The sequence below is a fragment of the Helicobacter sp. NHP19-003 genome, assembly GCF_019703305.1.
GTDB lineage: Bacteria > Campylobacterota > Campylobacteria > Campylobacterales > Helicobacteraceae > Helicobacter > Helicobacter gastrocanis.
The window spans coordinates 59,133-77,360 of sequence record NZ_AP024814.1 but is presented as its reverse complement, the minus strand read 5'-3'; the positions used below and the strand labels follow the sequence as shown (position 1 = coordinate 77,360).

Here is an 18,228-nt window from a genome sequence, read left to right as displayed (position 1 = left end):
CATGCGCCAAACCTTAAAGGAAAGTCTAAAATCTTTGGCCATGTTTTTGTCTAACAACCCCCTAGCCAAGAGCTATTATAAGGGGCAGGGGGTGATTTTCATGTTGCACGACATTTTGCAAGACACCCCCAAAACCCCAGACCCCTACCGCAACCCAAGCGTGCCCTTTTTAGATCGCTTTTTAACCCACCTTAAACAAGTGGGCTATGCCTTTGTGGATTTAGACGAGATTTGCGCTTTATTAGAACAAAACAAGCCCTTTAAAAACATCGCGCATTTCACCTTAGACGATGGCTTTGCCTCCACTTACACCAATGCCATGCCCGTTTTTAAAGCCCACAACGCCCCCTTCACGGTCTACATCACCGCCGATTACATAAACAAGCCAGGCATGCTAAACCTAGATCAAGCCAAAGCCCTAGCTAAAGAACCTCTATGCACGATCGGTGGGCACACAAAGACCCATCCAAGGCTTGCTAAATTAAGAGAGAGAGAGAGAGAGTGCTAGAGGAAATCAAAACGGGCAATGCACTTTTAAAGGAACTCTTAGGCGTTGAGGTCAAGCACTTTGCCTACCCCTTTGGGCGCGTGGGGGACGCTGGTCTAAGAGAAGTTGAAGCCATTAAAGCATTGGGCTTAAGGAGTGCCGTTACAACAAGACGGGGCACGCTCTTTAATGCCCATAAGGATTCTTTGGCTTGCTTGCCCCGCATCATGCTCACCCAAAACATGCCCTTGCATGGCATTTGGCGCATCCGTGAGCACAGGGTGGCGAGGCTGTGAAGGTCTTACACATCAACGCCACGCTCACGGGGGGGGCGGCTAGGGCAGCTCTGCGTTTACACAGCGCACTTTTAAAAGAAGGGGTAGAAAGCTATATATGGGTGCAAGATAGGCGGGGGGTGGGATTAGAGCCACATATTTTAAGCCCTGAGAGCGGGCTAGCCAAAGCGTGGGCGTTCGTGCGCCCCTACTTAGACAAAGCCCCGATTTTGCTTTATCCCAAGCGCAAAAAAGGGGTGTTTAATCTGGGCTACTTGCCCTTTAGTCTGCCCTTAAGCACCATTAAAGAGCTCAAGCCCGACATCGTGCATTTGCACTGGATCGGGCGGGGGGCCCTGGCTTTAAGGGATTTGGCGAAAATCAAAGCCCCCCTTGTGTGGAGTTTGCACGACATGTGGGCTTTTACGGGAGGCGATCACAACTACCCCGATAAGAGCGAGCACACCTATAAGCACTCTTGTATTTTAAATAGCCCCTTTGAGCGCGATTTGGCCACTTGGGGTTTTAAGATGAAACAACGCGCGTATGCCAAAACCCCTAATCTTAATATTGTGGGGGTGAGTTCGTGGATTTGCCATTTATCCAAACAAAGCGCACTGTTGAAAGACAAGCCCCATCACAACATCCCCAACCCCATAGACACAGACAGCTACCAACCCCTAGACAAAGTCTCTTGTCGGCAATTACTGGGCTTAAACACTTCTAAAAAGCTTGTGGGCTTTGGGGCCCTTGACACCAACGACCCCATCAAGGGTTACGACCTGCTCTTGCAAGCCCTGCGCCCCTGCACCCTAGACATGGAGTTGGTCGTGGTGGGGAGGACTAAATCCTCGCATTTGCCCTTTAAAACCCACCATTTAGGTGCACTGCACGACACGGCAAGCCTCGTGGCGTTTTACAACGCCCTAGATGCGCTCATTGTGCCCAGCCGCCAAGAAAACTTGAGCAATATGGCCCTAGAAAGCCTCTCTTGCGGCACGCCTGTGTTGGCGTTTAAAGTGGGGGGTTTTGCGGATTTAATCCAACATCGAGAAAACGGCTACATCGCCCCATCTTTTGACACCACCAACTTGAGGGAAGGGTTAGAGTGGGTGTTAGAAAATAACGCAGATTTAAGTGCAAAGGCGCGGGCGTTCGTGCTCGAGCATTTTAGCGAGCACAAGGTGGCAGAGCAGATGATCGCGCTGTATGAGAGTTTGAAGGGGGGGGCGTGCTAGATTATCTCATTGTAACCCCCCTGCCCGTTTTTTACAAGGTCAATCTTTACAATGCCCTAGCCACACACTTAAAAATTTTCGTGGTGTTTTTGGCTAAGGACACTAAGGAGGTGCGCGCCAAAGATTTTAACGCCCTAGAGAATGCCAAGTTTGGCCATGAAGTGCTCTTTTGCGGGGCGTTGCAAGAGCGCCACACTCTTGCCAATGCGCTCAAACTCTTGAAAATCTTAAAACAACACCCCTATCGATGCTTATTGCTAGGGGGGTGGGATTGTGTGGAGTTTTGGGCGGGGTGGACGCTAAGCCCTAAGTCTAAAAATGCCCTAGTGGTGGAGTCTAGCATTATAGAGAGCCAAACAAGGGGCCTAAAGGCGCTCTTAAAAAGGTTGTTTTTAAAGCGGATTTTTAAAGCCTTTGTGTGTGGGGATTTGCACGCCAAACTTGTAGAGGCTCTGGGCTTTAAGGGGGTGGTGAAAACCATGCACGGGGTGGGGATCATCAACCCCCCTAAGCGACAACGAGAGCCCCGCCCCTACGCCAAGAAGTTCATTTGCATCGCCCGCTTAACGGCGGTGAAAAATTTAGAGTTTTTATTAGAAGTTTTTAAAGAATTGCCCCATTTGAGTTTAAGCCTTGTGGGCACGGGGGAGCTAGAATCTCGGTTAAAACAAATGGCTAGTGCCAATGTGTCTTTTTTAGGGGCGGTGCCCAACACGCAGTTGAACGCCCTTTTATGTGCCCACGATGCACTGATCTTGCCAAGTACAGCAGAAACTTGGGGCTTGGTGGTGGAGGAGGCTTTGGCGGTGGGTTTGGTCGTCTTGGTGAGTAGGGCGTGTGGGGCGCAAGTACTTGTAGAAAATGGGGTGAATGGCTTTGTGTTTGAGTCCACAGATCAAGGGGCTTTAAAGGGGCTTTTAGAGGGCATGGAAAGCACTTACCCCACACTTTCAAAGGGGGCTTTGGGCTGGGATTTAAAAGCCAAAGACAACGCCCAAGTGGGGGCGTATTTGTGATGTTGCTAATCCTAATTTAGGAGGTTACCATGAGGCCCCTATGAAATGATTAATGGTAGAGTTTTGGAGTTTAGGTCTATGTTTTGAATATTAGGAGAAACCATGCCTTTTATGGAACAAACAAAATTGATTGTGTTTGTGGATTGGGAGTGTTTGCGTGGGGATTTTGAGTATTTGCAAAAGTTTTGCCCCGATTTTAAACCCCCCCGTTTCAACTACAACAATATGTACCAGCTCATGGCGTTTTTTAAAGCCTTTGTCCGTCCCGATGAGGTGCTTTATCGCATGTATATTTATGTGTCCGAGCCCTTTGTGGAGGCGGCCGCAAGAGCTAGAGATGAGCTGAAGGCGCAAATCGAAGCCTATAAGCACGATTACCCTAAAGACTACGAGAGCAAGATACGCAGGTCCAACAATGTGCAAGAGTTTAACCGCAATTTGACACTATTTACGGACATGCCCAAAGAAGTGCGGGTGGGCAGGGCAAAAATCCTCTTTGAGTATGTACCTCGCATTGAAGAGGTGGATAAAATTAAAATAGAGAGCGTGCGTAAGCAAATGTTTGTGCGCCAAAAACAGGTGGATTTGCTCTTAGGGCTGGACATGGCGCATTTGGTGGATAATTTTTACCAAACCAACCAACACGGGCACATTTTGCTCTTTAGTCGTGATAGCGATTTTGTGCCCGCCCTAGAGTTTGCCAGAGGCCAGCATGTCTTTAAGGCCTTCATTGGGCGCATGGAGAAGTTTCCCCCCTTCCCCGATGAGCTAAAAGGGGCATGCGATGGGGTGCGGACACTAAGCGTGGCGCAAGTTTTAGAAACCATCCCCCAACCCAAAGCCAAAGCCCACAAGCCCTACACCCCCCTAAATAACCCCTTTGAGAGTCTAAAGGGGGGGGATTATTAATATCTCCCTCATCACCCCCGTTTTAAACGGGGCAAAAACGATAGAAAAGAGCGTTGAGTCTGTCGCCATGCAAAGCACGCCCCCAATGGAGCATTTAATCATAGACGGGGGGAGCACGGACAACACCCTAGAGCTTTTAAAAGCCTACCCCCATTTGCAAGTCTCTAGCGGTCCAGACAAGGGGCTTTACGATGCGATGAACAAGGGCATCGCCTTGTCTAAGGGCGAGATCGTAGGGATACTCAATAGCGATGATTGTTACGCAGATTCTAGCGTGCTGGCGCAAGTGCGCGAGGCGTTTCAAGCGCACCCACAAGCGGACATGGTGTATGCGGATTTGGTGTATGTCAAAGGCTCTAAGATCGTGCGCCACTATGTGAGCGGGCATTTCAGCAAAAAGGGGTTTTTTTACGGCAAAGTCCCGGCACACCCGACCCTTTTTGTGCGTAGGGAAATTTATACCCGCTTTGGGGGCTATAAAATAGATTATAAAATCGCCGCCGATTATGAGTTCTTGCTAAGGACTTTGGTTGTGGCGGGCTTAAGGGCGGTGTATGTGCCTTGCGTGTGGGTGCAAATGGGCGTGGGGGGGGTGAGCACGCAGGGGCTAAAGAGTCTGTGGCAAGCCAACAAGGAAAACTTAAGGGCATGCAGGGAAAATGGAATTAAAGCCAACATGGCCACCATGCTTTTGAGGTATCCGTATAAAATTTGGGGGGTGTTAAAAAGCCGTTTAGGGATTTAAAAACACCTTTGAAAGCCGCTGCCCTCTCACTTTTTGCTGGTCTAAAAGGTGCTTGTGGTGCGCATCGTTCTTTTTCATCTTTCAGGACTTTGTAGGCGTTGGCGAGGTTTGCTGAAATCCCCCTGTTTTGACAAGCGTGTCCTGATGGTAGTTATGCGGACTTAAAACTAGATGCTACTATTTTCAACTTCTGCAAGACAAAAATGTGGTCCAAGTCTTCTTTTTAAGCAAATTCTACCCCCACTTGGTTTTTAATTTTTGAACTTAAACAATGAAAAGGGGTATTTGATGATTAGATGGCTGGTCGTGTTATTGCAAAATTACTTTCCTTCTCCCTTTATCTTTGCGATTTTATTGACGGCTATTGCAATAGTAGGGGCCGTTGTAACTACAGGTTTAGGGGTGGCATCTATTTTAGGCAAGTGGGGGGAGAGTTTATTTTTATTGCTCAAATTCTCCATGCAGATGCTCTTATTGCTAGCCACTGGCATTGCGCTTGCCCAATCCAATGGGGTGAAACAATTTTTTAACACCCTAGCCTCTAGGGTTAAGACCCCAAAAATGGCAGTTTGGACCATCACCTTTATATCCCTCATTTGTTGTTGGCTTAGTTGGGGTTTTGGGTTAGTGGTAGGGGCGGTTTTATCCAAAGTCTTGGCGCGTCAAGTTAAGGGAGTGGATTACCCCTTACTTGTGGCTAGTGCCTATTCGGGATTTTTGATTTGGCATGGCGGACTATCTGGGAGCATTCCACTAAAAATCGCCACTAATGATGGGGACTTAGGTAAGCTAAGTGGCGGGGTGATCACCACCCCCATTCCTCTAAGCCACACCCTCTTTACGCCCCTTAATTTAAGCATGGTGGGTTTATTGCTCGCGGGGTTGCCTCTGATCAATATGCTTTTGCATCCTAAAAATCCAACCACCATTGATTCTAGTGTGTTGAAAGAAGATCCGTCGCCCACATCCTCTTTAGATTGCTTTGCTAACCGCCTAGATAACAGCCAAATCTTGGGCTCTTTCTTAGGCTTTTTGGGGATAATTTATCTTGCCATTACTTTTATTTACAAAGGGTTCACCCTCAATCTAAATACCTTGATTTTAATATTTTTATTTCTGGGATTGTTGGCCCACAGAAGTCCGCAAAAATATTTTAAGACTATGGAACAGGACCTTAAAAGCACTACAGGCATTGTTTTGCTCTTTCCTCTCTATGCGGGAATTATTGGGGTAATGGGTCTTAAGAATGCAGATGGGATTAGTTTTGCAACCACGCTGGCTAATTTGTTTTCCCACATTGCCTCTAAAGACAATTTTGCCCTCTTGAGCTATTTGAGTGCAGGGGTACTTAACATTTTTATTCCCAGTGGAGGCGGACAGTTTGCTGTGCAAGGCCCGGTTTTAATCCCCAGTGGGGTGGCCTTGGGGGTTAATCCGGCTGTTACAAGCATGGCCATTGCGTGGGGAGATGCCTGGACGAATATGATCCAGCCTTTTTTTGCCTTGCCCTTGCTTGGAATTGTAGGCCTAGATGCGCGCAGTATCATTGGTTATTTGTTGGTAGGATTTGCGTATGCGGGGGCGGTGAGCATGGGTTGTCTATACTTTTTAGCATAGAACGCATGGGCTGGATTCAAGTTTGTTTGTGCAAGAATCGCGCAACTTTTTAGGTAGGCTTGCACGCACTGGGCTGTGTTCTTGTTGCCCATCTTGGGCACAAGATGTACTCTTCTTTGGCATGTGTTTTGGCTCTGTTGGCTGGGGTGTCCTCTACCCCTAAGTGTAAAAAGATTCTACACTCCCACCGGACATCAGCACGAACCCACAATCGGCCCTGCACCCAAAGCCCTATATTGAAACATTTCTATCGTGGCTAGCTGTATTCGATCGATGATTTCACCACCAAGGTCCATACATCATGGGCATGCCCCCCATCATAGGATACATGCCCATAGGATACATGCCCATAGGATACATGCCCATAGGATAGCCATAGGGGGACATGCCCATGAAAGATGGGTACATCATCGGGTTGTAGGGGATGTAGCCCGCACCTGTGGGGGGCAGGGCAGACAGGGCAAACTTTCCACCATGCGCAAGTTTGACTCCCGCTAAAAAGATGTCGTGGAAAGCACCATAATGCACGGGCTTAGACTCTTTGGCAATGTCGCCATTTTTATTGCCCACACATTCATTTTTCATCTCGCCACATTCGTTTAAGGTGTCTATGTCGGGGAGTTTGGCATCCACATCTTTAGGTACGCCCACCCAACAGCCTCCAAAAAAGGCAACCATGCTTAGGCACTGAAAGGTCTTGACGGCAGTCATTATTTAGAATTGGTCTTCGTCTTGTTGGTCTTGGTTAAATCCTTCACCCCCACATCCACCACATCCATAAAATCCGAGCGAAACTCCAGCTTTTTATTGCTAAACACGGGTCTGAAGTTGTTTTTCACCAACGGGGCGGCATTGGCTTGGGGGGCGTGGCACTGGGTGCAGTTAAAGCGGGCATCGCTCACGCTGTTGTTGGGCGTGGGGCGGTTGTGCCTAAAGTCGTATAAGTGTGAAGCGGGCACGGGAGTCGCGCCCACCGTGGGGGCGACATCGGGCATGTGGCAACCTAGACACTGGTTATTGTCCTTGGTGATGGGGAGCAGTCCTGTGGTGTCGTGCGGGATCATGGGCGGGGCGTTCTCATAGGCGCGCTCAAAGCGTTGGCTCTCGCCGGGAGGGTTTTTATGGAAGCTGTAATCTTGCAACTCTAGCGCGTGTTCATTCTCTAGAGGGGCTTTTCTCAGCCCGATTTGCGTGTCGCTAAGCAGAGCCTCCTTGGTTTCCTCTTTGGGTTTGTGGTTAGTGTGTTCTAAAGCGTAAAGCCCACCAACGAGAGCCACCGCCACTAACAAGGCGCGTATTTTCATGAAGCATCCTTAAATTTCTTGAGATTATACCATACATAAGGTAACCTTAGGAGTGGTAATAAAAATGCATTTGCCCCACCTGCTTGGTTTGCAAAGCCCCCACCTCTTGCAACTCTTGCAGTTGGCCTGCGCCCAAATAACAACGCGCCTCTTCCACGCTCAAAGGGCGGCATCTCAATAACTCCAAAAACGCTTCTTTACTGCTGGGGATTTGGGCTTGCTCCAACACCCGTTGTGGCAAACTGAGGGGCAAACCTTGAAAATGGGCAGTCAATTCCTGCAACTTGGCAAGCTCTAGGGGCTTGGCTCTGTGTGCGGGGGGACGATCGATTGTGCTTAGGTCTATGCGTCCTAAATGGGGCACTTGCCTTAAAAAATCCGCTAGGTCCTTGATGTGCGCGGGGTTGTCATTCACCCCCGCCACCAAGAGCACCTCCGCCACCAAAAAGCCTTGATACTTCGGAGCGAAGTCCAAAATCCCCTTTAAAATCTGCCCTATAGACAAGCCCTTATGCGGGCGATCCACACGGCTAAAAACCTTTGGCCAAATGGCATCTAAAGAAAACTTCACAATGTCATAGTGCATCAACGCCTCTTGTACCTCTAGAATGCCTAGCCTTGAGCCATTGCTTAAAATCAAGGTCTGCACCCCTTGAGGGATCAAGCCCTGCATACCCACAATCAGCTCTTTTAAATGCGGGTATAAAGTCGGCTCGCCATTGGCGGTGGTGGTGCAAACGCTTAAGGGGGTGTTGAGATTGTCTAGGGCGGCTTTTAGGGCGTTTAAAATGAAAGTAGGGGGCATGGTGTCTTGCATGCGCTCTAGAGGTTTTTTGGCGGCAAGTTCGCAATACAAACAATCAAAATTGCACTGCTTGGTTTGCCCCGATACATCAATGCCTAAGGACCACCCAAAGCGGCGGGACTTGAGTGGGCCAAAGATGGGATTAAACAACTTGCGCCACTTCTTCGCTGAACTTGCACTTTAAACAAGTGTTGACACTGGGCTTTTTCTTGTAGGCTTTATGGACCATGAGATACCCACACTCAGGGCAGGGCTTGTCAACAGGCGGGTAGCTGGTTAAAAAGCGGCAAGTGGGGTAGTTGTTGCAGCCATAAAACCCCCCCTTCTTACCCCTTTTTTGCACAATCTGCCCCCCACATTCGGGGCATTTAACGAGCGTGTCCTCTTGTTTGGGGGTTTCTTGGCGGATATTCTTGCATTTAGGATAAGCACTACACGCTAAAAACTGCCCAAAGCGCCCCCTTTTAAACACCATGGGTGCGCCGCATTTCTCACAAGGGGAGTGTTCTCCTGTGCTTTCTTGGGGGACTTGGATGAACTTGCACTTTGGGTACGCACTGCACGCCACAAACGCCCCAAAGCGACTCTTGCGTTCCACAAGCTGGGCCCCGCATTGTGGGCAAAACTGCCCTGTCGGCACGCTCACCTTTTGGGAGACAATTTGTTCCTTGCCCTCTTGGATTTGGTGCATGAAGGGGGTGTAAAACTCCAACAGCATTTGTTGCCACGAAGTTTTGGAGCTGGCGATCGCGTCTAATTTGTCCTCTAGACTAGCACTAAAAGCTGCGTCTACGATGTTGGTGAAGTACTTTTCTAAAATACCCACCACCACAAAGGCGCTCTCTGTGGGGGCGAGTTGCTTTTTCTCGAGCACAACATAGTCGCGGTTGATGAGAAGGGCGATGGTGGGGGCATAGGTGCTGGGCCTGCCGATGCCTAAACTCTCTAGGGTTTTGATTAAGGATGCCTCCGAGTAACGGGGGGGGGCCTCGGTGCTGCATTCTTTGGCGTTGATGTGGCTTAAAGCTAACGGCTGTTGCACCTGCAGGGGGGGCAAGAGTTTGTCCTCGCTTTTTTCTTGCAACGCCTTTAAATAGCCCTCAAAGACCAATTTACGCCCGCTGGCTTTAAAAGTTGCGTCTGCACAGCCCACACACACACTTTGCTGCTCAAAGAGCGCATCCGCCATTTGCGAAGCTAAAAAGCGTTGGTAAATCAAAGTGTAGAGCTTATGCTCTTCGGGCTTTAAGTAGTCCTTAGCCACTTGGGGGGTGAAATTCAAATTCGTGGGGCGGATCGCCTCGTGCGCCTCTTGGGCAGCCTTGTTTTTGGAAGTGTAGACCTTGGAGGTTTTGGGCAGATACTTGTCCCCATAAGTGGCTTTGATGTAGTTTTTGGCCGCATCTTTGGCTTCTTTGGCGATGTTTAGGCTGTCTGTGCGCATGTAGGTGATGACCCCACTCACCCCCTCGGGGGTCGCCACGCCCTCGTAGAGTTTTTGGGCGATTCCCATCGTTTTAGAGGGCCCATAGCCTAGATTTGTAGAGGCACTTTGTTGCAAGGTGGAGGTCATGAAGGGAGGTGGACTTGGAGAAGTCTTGTTTTTCTGTACCACTTCTTGCACGCGGTAGCTCTGCTCTTTAAGGAAGGCGCATATGTTTAGGGCTTCTTCTTTATCTCTAAGGCTTTGGTTTTTCACCTTCGCGCCCTTGTAGGTGTCTAGGCTGGCGTGGATGCCTTCAAAATCACCCTCAATGTTGTAGTAAGTGATGGGCTCAAACGCCCTAATTTCGCGCTCCCGATCCACCACAATTTTAAGTGCTGCACTTTGTACCCGCCCTGCGCTCATGCCCCTTGAGATTTTATGCGCCAAGAGAGAACTTAAACTAAAACCCACGATGCGATCCAAAAGCCGCCTTGCTAATTGGGCGTTGATTTTATAGATGTCTAGGGTTTTGGGGTTCTCTAGGGCGTGCAAAATAGCGGATTTGGTGATCTCGTGAAACACGATGCGCGGGAGGGTGAAAACGGGGTTATCGGTAGGGTGGTCAGTTTGGCTCTCTAGCTCGGCGATCTCTTGGGTGGCACTGGATTTTTTTGTTTTGTTGTTCTGTTCTTTGATCAAGTAGGCGATGTGATAACCGATCGCCTCGCCCTCTCTGTCCTCATCGGTGGCGATGTAAATTTGCGCCGCACTTTTGGCGAGGCTTAAAATTTGGGCGACAATGTCTTCGTGGTCTTTACACACGGCGTACTTGGGGTAGAATTTGTCCTCTTGGATGCTGATCCCCATGGCGTATTTACTTAAATCCCGCACATGCCCTTTGGACGCGATGACTTGGTAGCTGGAGTCCAGAAAGTTAGCGATGGTCTTGGCTTTGGTGGGGGATTCTACAACGATGAGCTTTTTTTGCATGCAAAACTCTTTATGTGGAATTTCTAACTATCCCTAGCATTATAGAACATGTTTAAGGGATTTATTGCTTAAAATCCGCACTCTCAAAAGTGGAACAACCCTTGCTTAGTTGTGGGCATAACAATTAGCAAAGGATGCAAAGATGAGTTTTCGGATCAACACTAATGTCGCGGCTTTAAACGCGCACACCATCGGGGTGCGTAACAACAGAGATTTGGCGAGCTCTTTAGAGAAGTTGAGCTCTGGGTTACGCATCAACAAAGCAGCGGATGACGCTTCAGGGATGGCGATTGCCGATAGTTTGCGCAGCCAAAGCGCAAGTTTGGGACAAGCCATCAAAAATGCAAACGATGCGATCGGGATCGTCCAAACTGCCGACAAGGCGATGGACGAGCAGATCAAAATCCTAGACACGGTGAAAACCAAGGCCGTACAAGCCGCACAAGATGGCCAAACTACAGAAACAAGAAAAGCATTGCAAAGCGACATTTTGCGACTCTTAGAAGAGCTAGACAACATCGCCAACACGACCAGCTTTAACGGGCAACAACTCTTGGCAGGCAGTTTCTCCAACAAAGAGTTCCAAATCGGGGCGTATTCCAACACCACGATCAAAGCCTCCATTGGTCCCACAGGCTCGGATAAAATCGGACATGTGCGCTTTGAAACCTCAGGGATGGATCGCGATGGCATGGAGGTGAGCGCGGGGGCGCACAACCTGCAAGAAGTTACCCTGAACTTTAAACAGGCCAATGGTGTGAATGACTTTAAATTAGAATCGGTTAAGATTTCAACAAGTGCAGGCACGGGACTTGGGGCATTGGTTGAGGTGATCAACAAGAACTCCAACACTCTAGGCGTGCGCGCCACGGCCACAGTGATAGGTACAGGGGGGGTGGCAGTACAATCGGGCACAGTGAGAGGACTCACCATCAATGGAGTGCTCATCGGCAATATTAATGATGTAAAGAGAAACGACCGCGATGGGCGACTCATCAACGCCATAAACTCTGTAAGGGAGCGCACGGGTGTAGAAGCCTACATCGACATTTCAGGGCGCATTAATTTAAAATCCACAGATGGGCGCGCCATTTCTGTACATGCCCTCAGCGCTTCCGGCCATGTTTTTGGGGGAGGGAATTTTGTAGGCATTTCAGGCAATGCGCACGCCATCGTGGGACGCTTGACCTTGATCAAACAAGACGCTAGGGACATTGCCATCAGTGGGATCAACTACAGCCACATCGGACTACACTCTGCGCAGGGGATTGCCGAGTACACCGTGAATTTGCGCGCCATTCGGGGGGTCTTTGATGCCAATGTGGCGAGTGCCAGCGGGGGCAACGCCAATGCCGCCCAAGCCAAGTTAAACTTTAAGGGCATCGGGGCGGGTGTAACGAGCTTGCGTGGGGCGATGGTGGTGATGGACATGGCCGAGAGCGCACGCACACAATTAGATAAGATCCGCTCGGATTTAGGTTCGGTGCAAATGGAGCTGGTGACCACCATCAACAACATCTCTGTTACACAGGTTAATGTGAAGGCTGCCGAATCGCAAATTAGAGATGTGGACTTTGCCGAAGAGAGTGCGAGCTTCTCCAAATACAACATCTTGGCACAATCGGGCAGTTTTGCGATGGCCCAGGCCAATGCAGTGCAACAAAATGTCCTACGACTCTTGCAATAGTGGGCATGCCATCGCTATATGAGCGCAACCTAGAGGTTCTTAAGCTAAAAGACCCCCTTTTAGCCGCACGCCTTTTAAGGGTGCAGGGCAATCACAAGTATGAAGTCTTCATGCAACAAGATGACTTCAACATCATAGACACCGACACCAACACCCCGATTTTCGCCCACAAACCCCTAGAGGAAAACCTACAAAAATTTAAAGACCTAAGCCCTTATGCTTACACTCCCTATTTGTATTTTTACGGGGCGGGTAATGGTGTGTTGTTTCGACTCTTGCTCGCTTACGAACAAATCAAACGCATCGTCATCATTGAGCCCGAGATTGAAATTTTATTCATCATCTTCAATCTCTTAGACTTTGCCGAAGAGATCAAAACCGACCGCTTGATCTTTCTCTTGCAAAGTGCGTGTTCTTACCAAATGCTCGCGTCTTTACTCAACATGGATAAAAAGGCGTGTTTGTATGCTAAGGTCTTTGAGCTGCACATCACCTACCCCTACTACGAGCGCTATTTAGAGGACATCCAGCGCATTCATTTGGACTTCACCAAAGCCCTAGAAAACGCCGCCATCGGCGTGGGTAATGACGCAAGGGATGCGATCATCGGCATCAAGCACCATGTGCAAAATTTGCCTTTCGTGCTAAAAAGCCCGACCTTGCTAAACTTGCTAAGCAGTCTAAAACAGCGCAATGCCACACACAACACGGCGATCATTATTTCCACAGGGCCTAGTTTAAACAAACAACTTCCCCTACTTAAAGAAATCGCCCCCTACGCCACACTTTTTTGCATAGATGCGTCTTTTCCCATTTTAGCTAAAGAAGGCATCAAGCCCGATTTGGTCTTTTCCTTAGAGAGGGTGGAGGCGACTGCTAAGTTTTACACCGACACCCCCAAGGAGGCGCAGGAAGGGGTGATTTTTGCCATCACTTCCATTGTGCACCCCAAATTACACCAAGCCATCACCAAAGGCACAAAGCAATTTAGCCTACGCCCCTTTGGCTACACAAGTTTGTTTGGCTTGCACGAGTATGGCTATTTAGGCATTGGCATGAGCGCGGCAAACATGGCTTACGAGCTTGTGGTGCATGCCCGTTTTGAGCGTTGCATTTTCATCGGGCAGGATTTGAGCTTTGGGGCAAATGGACACAGCCACGCCGATGGGGCTTTGTATGGGGCTGAAGAGATTTCCCCTAAAGAAACAGGGGCTAAGGTCTTCACACCCGCTTATGGGGGGCGGGGGGTCGTGGAAACCACAAGGATATGGAAGCTCTTTTTAGATTTCTTTGAAAAGGACATTTACCACACCCCCTACAAGCTGGAGGTCATCAATGCCACAGAAGGGGGGGCGCGCATACAGGGCACGCTGGAATTGCCCTTTAAAGAGGCGATCGAGCGGGTGCGCTCTGATTGCAAACTTGTGGTTAAAACCCCCCTAAAACTCACCCCCCCAAGCCCCGAAGTCAGCGCAAAGAACTTAAAAGAGGCGCACGAAATGTGCCTAGATGTGCTGGACTACTCCAAGCGGTGCAAAGAACGCATTGAAGAGCTGTTTTTAGAAGTCGCCCCCTTCTTAGAGCATGTGGAAAAGTTGAACGCTAAAGGGGAATTAGAGAGTTTGGATTTAGAGAAATTGGAGGACTTGAGTCAAAAAATCAACGACATTAAAAGCTTGTTTGACGAACCTGAATTTAATTATTGCTTCAACGATGCGATCCAATCCTATATTTTTCACCAAGAATTAGACATTGCCAAAATCGTGGTGAAGCCCACACCCACAAAAGAAGAATTGCAAGCCAAACAGCTAGATTGGATTTACGCCCACAAATACTGGCTCTTCTCTTTGGCTGGGGGGATTGACTGCGTGATGGAGGTGATTAAGCAGGCTTTGCAAACATGGCCGCCAAGTCGTTAAACAGCCCGAGTCCCAAGAGTGCGCCCAAAAAGGCAAAGCCTAGCGCATTGAGTAGGCGTATTTGGGATTCTTTAAAGGTGTAGCGGCTAAGCTTCTCCACCCACAGCAATACAAGCTGTCCGCCATCAAGCAGGGGGATGGGTAGTAGGTTTAATATCCCTAGATTGATAGAGATAAAACCCACGCTAAGTAACCACATTTCTAGCCCGCTTTGTTTGGCTAAAAAGCCCACAATCCCCACCACCGAGCTGACATTAGACAGGGGAACAATGCCCTCCACAAGCTTTAAAAGTCCCTGATAAGTAAGGGCAATTAAATGGGCGCATTGTGCAAGGGCGTGCTCTAGGGCTTGCAGGGGGGTGTAGTGAAAATAAAAAGTCTTGTCCTGTGGTTTAATGCCGAGCACTTTGATAGAAGTGGGTTGGTTGAACACATCTTTAGTGGGTATTTTTTTAAGCTTCAGGGGGAGGCTTAGGGTTTTATCCCCCCTTTGTAGCCTCAGCACCACAGACAAGCCCTTAGAGTTTTTCACCGCTTTTTGCAAGTCTTCAAAGCTGTTTATGGGTGTGTGGTTAAGGGCTAGAATGCGATCGCCCACCTGAAGCGCATTTGTGGCGGGCATGTTGGGTAGAACTTGCCCCACGATGGGCTCTAGCCGTTCTTGAGGCAAGAGGGCTAAAAAGACGCATAAAATGAGCGCAAGCAAAAAATTAAAGAGCGGACCACCTAGCAAGACCAAACTCTTTTGCCAAATGGGCTTAGAGAGATACCCCCTATCGCCTTCTTGTTGTAGGCTCACATACCCTCCAAGCGGGATTAAAGAAAAAGCGTATTCAGTGCCGCCATAGGTTTTTTTAAAGAGTTTTGTTCCAAAGCCAAGGCTAAAGACTTCTACCCTAATCTTGCAAGCCTTTGCCACACTAAAATGCCCGAGTTCGTGAAACAGCACCACAAAGCCCAAAGCCACAAGGGCTTCAAATATCCCCATTTTGTACCATTTTATAATACTTTTGGGTGTAATCTAGTCCCGAGTAAAGGGTCGCAAACACCGCCACCGCCATTAAGTAATCCCCCACAACCACCCTGCCCAAGTGGATGTTTAAGAACAACACGATGATGGCGCATATTTGTAAAAAGGTCTTGTACTTGCCCCACTGGCTCACGGGAATGCTCTGCCCATGGCTTGACACCGACACCCTAAGCCCCGCGATGAAAAACTCTCTGCCTAAAATCACAAACACCACCCACGCATTGACCCGCCCGAGTGCCAAAAGCCCTAAAAAAGCCGCGAGGATTAAAATTTTATCGGCAAGGGGATCAAAGATTTCGCCAAAGAGAGTTTTAAATTGGTAGTTACGGGCAATGTAGCCGTCCAAAAAGTCCGTGCAACCGGCGAAAGCGAACAAACACGCGCTGGCATAATTTAGCCCTGTGGGTGAGATTTTAAACCACTGGCTGGCGTGCAAAATCAAAAAAAGCAAGCACACTGAGAGCAAAATGCGCAAAATCGTTAAGGTGTTGGGGATTTGTTTAGCCCATTTCATGGGGTGTTGATTTGTTTGAGCCTAAAAAATCCCGTAAAGATCATGCCCCACCCCACGAGCATCCCCACCAAAAACAAAAAACTAAAGAGCAATAAAGCCCCCCGGCTGATTCCCACAATAAACAGCAAAAGGGTTAGGCAAAAGCCCAAGAGTAAAATCCCTTGTCTAAAAAATTTCTCTTCAGTAACACGGCTCAATTCATAAAAAAGTTTATAAGAGTAGTAGGCGTAAAGGAAAAATGTTACGATTTTAAAGTTGAAAAGCTGGACTACGCTGGCCTTTGGCATGGCCAATAAGAGAAACAAAGAGAGCAGGGCATCGGCAATGTAGGGGAAGGCAACACAACGGAAAATCAAAAGATTGCGTCCCACTTTGGCGAGTTTGTAGTAGCCAAAAATTTGGCAAACAAACATGGCAAGCCACAAGAGAAAATAAAGCCCCACCGCACTGGGGTTTAGAGCTTTAAAATCGGGGATCGCGCTCTTTTGCAAGAGAACAACCGCCCCAAAGGCGGTCAGTCCCAAGAGCAAGACTAAGAGAGCGTGGGCGGACAAAATGGCTTTTCTTGCCACCTGTAATTCAGCATTTTCGTGGAGATAAATGGTCATTAGATTTCATTTAAAAGTGGTGCCCCCATCTACAACGATGGTTTGCCCGGTCAGCCACGCGCTCTGTTCGGGGTCGCATAAGAAATACACCGCCCCGGCTAGGTCTGTGGGATCGCCCATGCGTTTTAGGGGGGATTGCTCTTCCACCTTGGCTTTGATCTCGGCGTAGTCGGGGAAGGCTTTGAGCGCGTCTGTGTCGATGGGCCCGCCACTCACGGCATTGACTCTAATGCCAAATTCGCCCAAATCCACGGCGGCGTATTTCACCATCGTTTCTACGGCGTTTTTGGAGTTGCCATGCCCGGCGTAATTGGGCATATAGACCAAATTGCCCGTAGAGCTCAAAGACACGATCGAACCCCCGCCAACTAACTTCATCCGTTTGGCTGCCTCTTGGGCCCCCACGACAAAGGCCAACACGGTGGCGGTGTAGATATTGTTAAGCCCTTTGGGTTTTAAACGCATGAAGGGGGCAAAGCCACCCACCACAGAACGCCCATAAATGATCGCATTAGATACGAAACAATCCACCCTCTCAAAGTCTGTGTCGATTTGTTTGAACAACTCAATGTATTGTTCGGGTTCTAAAATGTCTAGGCGGTAGTATTTGGCTTTCACGCGGCAGTTTGCCTCAAGGTCTGCGGCGATTTTGGCGGCTTCTTCTTCGTTTTTGTTGTAGGTGAACGCCACATTGACCCCGTTTTGGGCGAATCGGTATAAAATCGCTTTGCCTATGCCCCTGGTCGCTCCGCTGATGACTAAAGTCTTGCCCTGCATACTCATTTCAATACCTCATAATTTTCTAAGATCGTTTCTAAAAAGTGCATGTTCTCTTGGCTTGGCGGCACTAAAGGCAAGCGATAAACTAAGTGTTCTAGCAAGCCCGCCATGTGCATGCAAGCTTTAATGGGAATGGGGTTGCTCTCGCAAAAAAGCGCGCCATTGATGGCGTACAGCTCGTCATGGATTTTCTGCCCGCCGGCTAGATCGCCTTGTAAATTTGCCTTCACAAGAGCAGAGATTTTATCAGGCAAGAGATTGCCCGTAACCGAGATCACCCCCACACCGCCACTTGCCATGATGATGTGGTTTAACTTATCCTCTCCGCTGTAAATCTGCATCTTGGGGGCAAAGTGGGCAAAATCCACTAACCTTTGGGCTTGCCCTGACGCTTCTTTAATGCCGACAACATTAGGCACTTCGTTAAAGAGTTTCACGGCGGTTTCTATGGCGATTTGGGTGCCTGTGCGGGCGGGAACATCGTATAAGATCAAGGGGATGTCTACAGAGTGCGCGATCGCCTTGTAATGTGCGAACAAGCCCTGTTGTGTGGGGCGGTTGTAATAAGGGCTCACGCATAAAATCCCATCGGCCCCTGCTTTTTGGGCGAACTTAGCCAACATGATCGACTCGCTCGTGGCGTTGCTACCCACTCCGGCCAAGACTTTCACGCCTTTGGGCTTACAGATTTGTGTGGCGATTTCAATGCAACGCATGTGCTCCTCGTGGCTCAAGGTTGCTGACTCGCCCGTGGTGCCTGTGGGCACACAAGCATCCATGCCTAACCTGATTTGCCTTTCTATGAGGGAAGCAAAAGTCGCCTCATCGACCTTTAAATCCGGCTTAAAAGGGGTGATTAGAGCACTTAAGGCGTGCAT

At 48.9% G+C, this 18,228-nt stretch carries 18 protein-coding genes; 9 read left to right on the top strand and 9 right to left on the bottom strand.

Features of this window, described 5'->3' with window-relative positions; translation table 11 throughout:
• The first annotated feature begins 1 nt into the window (after window position 1).
• From K6J72_RS00375 to K6J72_RS00345, 7 genes are all read left to right on the top strand, one after another.
• Window positions 2-508: a polysaccharide deacetylase family protein gene (locus K6J72_RS00375; RefSeq protein ID WP_221279611.1), complete on the top strand. Its 507-nt coding sequence runs from the start codon at window positions 2-4 to the stop codon at window positions 506-508.
• On the top strand, window positions 502-783 hold the full coding sequence (locus K6J72_RS00370; protein ID WP_221279608.1) for a polysaccharide deacetylase family protein: 282 nt from the start codon (window positions 502-504) through the stop codon (window positions 781-783). The genes K6J72_RS00375 and K6J72_RS00370 overlap by 7 nt, the downstream gene beginning before the upstream one ends.
• Window positions 780-2,000 carry a glycosyltransferase gene (locus K6J72_RS00365; protein ID WP_221279606.1) on the top strand — a complete coding sequence of 407 codons (1,221 nt, stop codon included), beginning with the start codon at window positions 780-782 and terminating at the stop codon, window positions 1,998-2,000. Before K6J72_RS00370 ends, K6J72_RS00365 begins: the two co-directional genes overlap by 4 nt.
• Window positions 1,994-3,016, top strand: coding sequence for a glycosyltransferase family 4 protein (locus K6J72_RS00360; protein WP_221279604.1), 1,023 nt, complete (start codon window positions 1,994-1,996; stop codon window positions 3,014-3,016). The genes K6J72_RS00365 and K6J72_RS00360 overlap by 7 nt, the downstream gene beginning before the upstream one ends.
• A gap of 111 nt (window positions 3,017-3,127) precedes the next feature.
• Window positions 3,128-3,925, top strand: a complete 798-nt coding sequence (locus tag K6J72_RS00355; RefSeq protein ID WP_221279602.1) for a PIN domain-containing protein — start codon at window positions 3,128-3,130, stop codon at window positions 3,923-3,925.
• On the top strand, window positions 3,921-4,670 hold the full coding sequence (locus tag K6J72_RS00350) for a glycosyltransferase family 2 protein (protein WP_221280963.1): 750 nt from the start codon (window positions 3,921-3,923) through the stop codon (window positions 4,668-4,670). Before K6J72_RS00355 ends, K6J72_RS00350 begins: the two co-directional genes overlap by 5 nt.
• A gap of 288 nt (window positions 4,671-4,958) precedes the next feature.
• A complete protein-coding gene (locus K6J72_RS00345; protein ID WP_221279600.1) occupies window positions 4,959-6,287 on the top strand; it encodes a short-chain fatty acid transporter in 1,329 nt (442 codons plus the stop codon).
• 279 nt (window positions 6,288-6,566) lie between these two features.
• On the opposite strand, the gene K6J72_RS00340 is transcribed toward K6J72_RS00345, so the two are convergent.
• The 4 genes from K6J72_RS00340 to topA are packed head-to-tail and all read right to left on the bottom strand — an operon-like array spanning window position 6,567 to window position 10,812.
• On the bottom strand, window positions 6,567-6,998 hold the full coding sequence (locus K6J72_RS00340) for a U1 small nuclear ribonucleoprotein (RefSeq protein WP_221279598.1): 432 nt from the start codon (window positions 6,996-6,998) through the stop codon (window positions 6,567-6,569).
• Complete coding sequence (locus tag K6J72_RS00335) at window positions 6,998-7,591, bottom strand: nitrate reductase cytochrome c-type subunit (protein ID WP_221279596.1); 594 nt, start codon at window positions 7,589-7,591, stop codon at window positions 6,998-7,000. Before K6J72_RS00335 ends, K6J72_RS00340 begins: the two co-directional genes overlap by 1 nt.
• 46 nt (window positions 7,592-7,637) lie before the next feature.
• Entirely contained in the window at window positions 7,638-8,546 is a 909-nt protein-coding gene (locus K6J72_RS00330; RefSeq protein WP_221279594.1) for a radical SAM protein, read from the bottom strand.
• Complete coding sequence (gene topA / locus K6J72_RS00325; RefSeq protein WP_221279592.1) at window positions 8,539-10,812, bottom strand: type I DNA topoisomerase; 2,274 nt, start codon at window positions 10,810-10,812, stop codon at window positions 8,539-8,541. The genes K6J72_RS00330 and topA overlap by 8 nt, the downstream gene beginning before the upstream one ends.
• 142 nt (window positions 10,813-10,954) lie before the next feature.
• Between topA and K6J72_RS00320 the strand changes: the two genes are divergently transcribed.
• Together K6J72_RS00320 and K6J72_RS00315 are read left to right on the top strand one after the other, a co-directional pair.
• A complete protein-coding gene (locus K6J72_RS00320; RefSeq protein WP_221279590.1) occupies window positions 10,955-12,499 on the top strand; it encodes a flagellin B in 1,545 nt (514 codons plus the stop codon).
• 5 nt (window positions 12,500-12,504) lie between these two features.
• Window positions 12,505-14,418 carry a motility associated factor glycosyltransferase family protein gene (locus tag K6J72_RS00315; protein ID WP_221279588.1) on the top strand — a complete coding sequence of 638 codons (1,914 nt, stop codon included), beginning with the start codon at window positions 12,505-12,507 and terminating at the stop codon, window positions 14,416-14,418.
• On the opposite strand, the gene rseP is transcribed toward K6J72_RS00315, so the two are convergent.
• The 5 genes from rseP to dapA are packed head-to-tail and all read right to left on the bottom strand — an operon-like array spanning window position 14,381 to window position 18,228.
• On the bottom strand, window positions 14,381-15,406 hold the full coding sequence (gene rseP / locus K6J72_RS00310; RefSeq protein WP_221279586.1) for an RIP metalloprotease RseP: 1,026 nt from the start codon (window positions 15,404-15,406) through the stop codon (window positions 14,381-14,383). The two genes, K6J72_RS00315 and rseP, sit on opposite strands and share 38 nt — an antisense overlap.
• Complete coding sequence (gene pgsA / locus K6J72_RS00305; RefSeq protein ID WP_221279584.1) at window positions 15,393-15,962, bottom strand: CDP-diacylglycerol--glycerol-3-phosphate 3-phosphatidyltransferase; 570 nt, start codon at window positions 15,960-15,962, stop codon at window positions 15,393-15,395. The genes rseP and pgsA overlap by 14 nt, the downstream gene beginning before the upstream one ends.
• Window positions 15,959-16,570 carry a phosphatidylglycerophosphate synthase gene (locus K6J72_RS00300; RefSeq protein WP_221279582.1) on the bottom strand — a complete coding sequence of 204 codons (612 nt, stop codon included), beginning with the start codon at window positions 16,568-16,570 and terminating at the stop codon, window positions 15,959-15,961. Before K6J72_RS00300 ends, pgsA begins: the two co-directional genes overlap by 4 nt.
• 6 nt (window positions 16,571-16,576) lie before the next feature.
• Window positions 16,577-17,353: an enoyl-ACP reductase gene (locus K6J72_RS00295; protein WP_221279580.1), complete on the bottom strand. Its 777-nt coding sequence runs from the start codon at window positions 17,351-17,353 to the stop codon at window positions 16,577-16,579.
• On the bottom strand, window positions 17,350-18,228 hold the full coding sequence (gene dapA, locus K6J72_RS00290) for a 4-hydroxy-tetrahydrodipicolinate synthase (RefSeq protein WP_221279578.1): 879 nt from the start codon (window positions 18,226-18,228) through the stop codon (window positions 17,350-17,352). Before dapA ends, K6J72_RS00295 begins: the two co-directional genes overlap by 4 nt.